We start from the raw sequence: 5,190 nt of genomic DNA, 5'->3' as shown, positions 1-5,190 counted from the left end.
CTATGTCGTTGGTATCGTGATCTTCGCGATTTTGATGATCATCAACTTCGTCGTGGTGACCAAGGGTGCCGGGCGGATTTCCGAGGTCAGTGCGCGTTTCACCCTCGATGCGATGCCCGGCAAGCAAATGGCAATCGACGCCGATTTGAATGCCGGCCTGATCGATCAGAACCAGGCCAAGCTGCGCCGGATGGAAGTGGCCCAGGAAGCCGAGTTCTATGGTTCCATGGACGGTGCCAGCAAATTTGTGCGCGGCGACGCCATCGCCGGCCTGCTGATTCTGTTCATCAACCTGATTGGCGGCATCGCCGTTGGTATCTTTCAGCACAACATGAGCTTCGCCGATGCCGGTAAGGTTTATGCGCTGCTGACCATCGGTGACGGTTTGGTGGCGCAATTGCCATCTCTGCTGTTGTCCACCGCCGCAGCCATCATGGTGACCCGAGCTTCCGGCTCGGAAGACATGGGCAAGCAGATCAACCGCCAGATGTTCGCCTCACCGAAAGCGCTGGCCGTGGCTGCGGGTTTGATGGCAGTGATGGGGCTCGTTCCGGGCATGCCGCACTTTTCCTTCCTCAGTATGGCCGCCGTCGCCGCCGGTGCTGCGTACCTGTTCTGGAAGAAGCAGAATGTGGTCAAGGTCCAAGCCCTGCAAGAGGTCAAGCGTCAGCAGGAATTACTGCCTTCGCCGGCCCGCGCCATGGAGACCAAGGAGCTTGGCTGGGACGACGTGACGCCGATCGACATGATTGGTCTGGAAGTCGGCTATCGCCTGATTCCACTGGTGGACCGTAATCAGGGAGGTCAACTGCTGGCGCGGATCAAGGGCGTGCGCAAGAAGCTGTCCCAGGACCTGGGCTTCTTGATGCCGACTGTGCATATCCGTGACAACCTTGACCTGGCGCCGAGTGCCTATCGCCTCACGTTGATGGGTGTGATCCTTGCCGAGGCAGAGATTTACCCGGATCGCGAACTGGCGATCAACCCGGGCCAGGTCTACGGCACGCTCAATGGCATAAACGCCAAAGATCCGGCTTTTGGGTTGGAGGCGGTCTGGATCGAAATCAGCCAGCGCGCCCAGGCGCAATCCCTTGGTTACACCGTGGTCGACGCCAGTACGGTCGTTGCCACCCACTTGAACCAGATTCTGTACAAGCACTCCAGCGAACTGATCGGTCACGAAGAAGTCCAGCAACTCATGCAATTGCTGGCCAAAAGCTCGCCTAAATTGGCTGAGGAGTTGGTGCCAGGCGTGGTTTCGCTGTCGCAGTTGCTCAAGGTGTTGCAGGCGCTGCTGGCCGAGCAGGTGCCCGTGCGAGACATTCGCAGCATCGCCGAGGCGATCGCCAACAATGCCGCCAAGAGTCAAGATACTGCCGCTCTGGTGGCCGCTGTGCGCGTCGGCGTGTCCCGCGCAATCGTCCAAAGCATTGTAGGCACTGACTCTGAGCTACCAGTGATCACCCTGGAGCCAAGGTTGGAACAGATATTGCTCAATAGTATTCAGAAGGCAGGACAAGGCYMGGARGAGGGCGTTCTGCTGGAGCCAAGCATGGCTGAAAAACTGCAGCGCTCGTTGATCGATGCCGCGCAGCGTCAGGAAATGCAAGGTCAGCCAGTGATTCTGCTGGTGGCCGGCCCGGTTCGCGCCATGTTGTCGCGATTCGGCCGACTGGCAGTCCCGGGTTTGCATGTGTTGGCTTACCAGGAAATTCCTGACAACAAGCAAGTGACCATCGTTGCGACAGTAGGGCCCAACGGTTGAGGTAGTGGTTTATGCAAGTAAAGCGTTTTTTCGCCGCTGATATGCGTCAGGCCATGAAACTGGTTCGTGATGAGCTGGGCGCTGATGCCGCCATTATTGGCAATCGCCGGATTGCCGGTGGTGTCGAGCTGACGGCTGCGCTGGATTACAAATTGTCGGCGCTGGCCCCGCGTGTTCCAAACATGGAACTCGAGGATGAGCTGCGCAAGTCCCAGTCGCGCATCGTGACTGCCCAGGCCGAATTGAGCCTGCGTGGCGACGGCGAAACCGAAGGCGACAAGACCACCAATCGCCAGTTGTTCGCTGGCCTGCCACTTACTGCTGCCGAGCCGCTGATCGAACCGACCTACTCCGAACCGCGTCGCGCGGAACCCGCCCCGGCACCTGCCGCCGGTGGCGTTGACCCACGTGCGTTCGACTCGATGCGGTTCGAACTCAATAGCCTGCGCGAACTGATGGAAGTCCAACTCGGCTCGCTGGCCTGGAATCAGCTGCAAGGCAGCCGCCCGGATCAGGCCAATCTTTGGCGTCGCCTGCAACGCATCGGTCTGTCCGGTCCGTTGTCCCGCGATTTGTTAGCTATGATTCCTGACATTGATGAGCCTCGTCAGGCTTGGCGCATGTTGCTGGCGCATTTGGCGCGCAAGCTCGTCACACCGGAAATCGAGCCACTGGAAGAGGGTGGTGTGATGGCCATGGTCGGTCCTGCCGGCATGGGCAAGACCACCACCCTGGCCAAGCTCGCCGCCCGTTACGTGCTCAAGTACGGCGCGCAGAATATCGCACTGGTGAGCATGGACAGCTTTCGCATTGGCGCCCAGGAGCAGCTCAAGACGCTCGGGCGGATTCTCAACGTCTCGGTGACCCACGTCGATCCGGGGCAGTCTTTGGTGCAGGCGCTCGAACCACTGCTGCGCAAACGCGTGGTGTTGATTGATACTGCGGGCCTTCAGGCCAACGATCCGGCACTGCGCATGCAACTCGAAAGTCTGGCCGGACGTGGCATCAAATCAAAAAATTATCTGGTATTGGCAACCACCAGCCAGAAACAGGTTCTAACGGCTGCTTACCATAGTTACAAGCGTTGCGGGCTCGCGGGCTGCATCCTGACTAAACTGGATGAAACGGCAAGTCTGGGCGAGGTATTAAGCTTGGCGATCAGTCATGAATTACCGGTGGTCTATCTGACCGATGGCCCGCGGATTCCGGATGATTTGCATCTGCCGCGTCGTCATCAGTTGGTCAGCCGCGCCGTCAGTGTGCAAATGCAGGAAGAACCCAGCGAAGAAGCCATGGCTGATATGTTCGCTGATATTTACCACAGCCCGACCAAGCAGGTCGGCTAAGGTAGTAATGAACAGTTTTTGTACCTACATCGATGGCCTGCCATGCATTGTTCCATTAGCGAACGCGCAGCCAGTAATGTGGCCTCCGTCTATGCAAGACAAGGTAAAGAAATAACATGGGCAGCATGCATCCCGTACAGGTGATCGCGGTGACCGGCGGCAAAGGTGGCGTCGGCAAGACTAACGTGTCAGTGAATTTGTCACTGGCCCTGGCCGAACTCGGCCGTCGCGTCATGTTGTTAGACGCTGACCTGGGCCTGGCGAATGTCGACGTCCTGCTGGGACTGACACCCAAACGTACCCTGGCTGACGTGATCGAAGGCCGCTGTGAGCTGCGCGACGTTCTGTTGCAGGGCCCGGGCGGTATTCGAATCGTTCCGGCAGCCTCCGGCACACAGAGCATGGTTCACCTGAGTCCAGCTCAACACGCCGGCCTGATCCAGGCCTTCAGCGACATCGGCGACAACCTCGACGTCCTGGTGATCGACACCGCCGCGGGTATAGGTGACTCGGTAGTCAGTTTCGTTCGTGCAGCGCAAGAAGTCTTGCTGGTGGTCTGCGACGAGCCGACTTCGATTACCGACGCCTACGCCCTGATCAAACTGCTTAACCGCGATTACGGCATGAACCGCTTCCGCGTCCTGGCCAACATGGCCCAGAGCCCGCAAGAGGGGCGTAATCTTTTCGCCAAGTTGACCAAGGTTACCGATCGCTTCCTCGACGTTGCCCTGCAGTACGTCGGCGCGGTGCCTTACGACGAAAGCGTGCGCAAGGCCGTGCAGAAGCAACGCGCCGTTTATGAAGCCTTTCCACGTTCCAAGTGCGCCCTGGCGTTCAAGGCCATCGCGCAGAAAGTCGATACCTGGCCATTGCCTGCCAACCCGCGTGGGCACCTGGAGTTTTTTGTCGAGCGGCTCGTGCAGCAGATGGCGGGCCCCGTTCTATGACAGCCAGTGGCTATAACCTCTACAAGACGTCGGCACGTGACGCGCAGTACGAGCTGATCGAGCGTTACGCGCCACTGGTCAAACGCATTGCTTACCACTTGCTGGCTCGTCTGCCAGCCAGTGTCCAGGTCGAAGACCTGATCCAGGCCGGGATGATCGGCCTGCTTGAAGTGTCGACCAAATACGACGCCAGCAAAGGCGCGAGTTTCGAGACGTACGCGGGCATACGAATCCGCGGCGCCATGCTCGATGAAGTGCGCAAGGGGGATTGGGCGCCGCGTTCGGTCCACCGAAATACCCGCATGGTCAGTGACGCAATTCGCTCAATTGAAGCTAAAACCGGCCGTGACGCTAAAGATCACGAGATTGCGGCCGAACTCCAATTAAGTCTCGACGATTATTACGGGATTTTGAACGACACCCTGGGCAGCCGCTTATTCAGTTTCGATGATCTGTTGCAGGACGGCGAACACGAAGGGCTGCACGAGGATGGCGCGAGTGCTCATCTCGAGCCGTCACGCGATCTGGAAGATGAACGCTTTCAGGCGGCGTTGGCGGACGCGATTGCCAATTTGCCGGAGCGCGAGCGACTGGTGTTGGCGCTGTACTACGACGAAGAGTTGAACCTCAAGGAAATCGGAGAGGTCCTGGGGGTCAGCGAATCGCGGGTCAGCCAGTTACACAGCCAGTGCGCGGCCCGTTTGCGGGGGCGTTTGGGGGAGTGGCGAGCGCGCTGAAGGCAGTGTGGGGACACTGCGAACGAGGCCGGTGGGGTTGTACTGCACCGGTCACGATCTGTTGTGCTCCAGACAGTCATCGAATGCATTGCCGGTTTGAATGAAATGGCGTGTCCAGGTGCTGGGCGCGTTTAAGACTGCTTGGAGGTCGAATTGGACAAGAACATGAAAATCCTCATCGTTGATGACTTCTCAACGATGCGGCGGATCATAAAAAACCTGTTGCGTGACCTGGGGTTCACCAACACGGTCGAAGCCGACGATGGCACTACTGCCATTCCGGTTCTCAACAGCGGAAGCATCGACTTTCTGGTCACGGACTGGAACATGCCTGGCATGAGCGGTATCGACTTGCTGCGCCACGTGCGGGCCGATGAAAAGCTCAAGCACCTGCC

The 5,190-nt window shown here is 58.6% G+C and carries 5 protein-coding genes; all 5 read left to right on the top strand.

The genetic code is table 11. The features are described from left to right. Positions 1 to 1,765 (top strand): flagellar biosynthesis protein FlhA (locus AC1DSG_RS27275; RefSeq protein ID WP_477793656.1); only part of this gene is annotated, 1,765 nt, incomplete at its 5' end. Between the two features lie 11 nt (positions 1,766 to 1,776). Further along, on the top strand, positions 1,777 to 3,111 hold the full coding sequence (gene flhF, locus AC1DSG_RS27270; protein ID WP_477793655.1) for a flagellar biosynthesis protein FlhF: 1,335 nt from the start codon (positions 1,777 to 1,779) through the stop codon (positions 3,109 to 3,111). Between the two features lie 116 nt (positions 3,112 to 3,227). Further along, positions 3,228 to 4,058, top strand: a complete 831-nt coding sequence (gene fleN, locus AC1DSG_RS27265) for a flagellar synthesis regulator FleN (protein WP_477793654.1) — start codon at positions 3,228 to 3,230, stop codon at positions 4,056 to 4,058. Then, positions 4,055 to 4,795 carry an RNA polymerase sigma factor FliA gene (gene fliA / locus AC1DSG_RS27260; RefSeq protein WP_477793653.1) on the top strand — a complete coding sequence of 247 codons (741 nt, stop codon included), beginning with the start codon at positions 4,055 to 4,057 and terminating at the stop codon, positions 4,793 to 4,795. The genes fleN and fliA overlap by 4 nt, the downstream gene beginning before the upstream one ends. 165 nt (positions 4,796 to 4,960) lie before the next feature. Next, positions 4,961 to 5,190 (top strand): response regulator (locus AC1DSG_RS27255; protein ID WP_477793652.1); only part of this gene is annotated, 230 nt, incomplete at its 3' end.

Source organism: Pseudomonas sp. P5_A12 (genome assembly GCF_056400685.1).
This window is presented reverse-complemented; position numbering and strand designations above follow the sequence as displayed.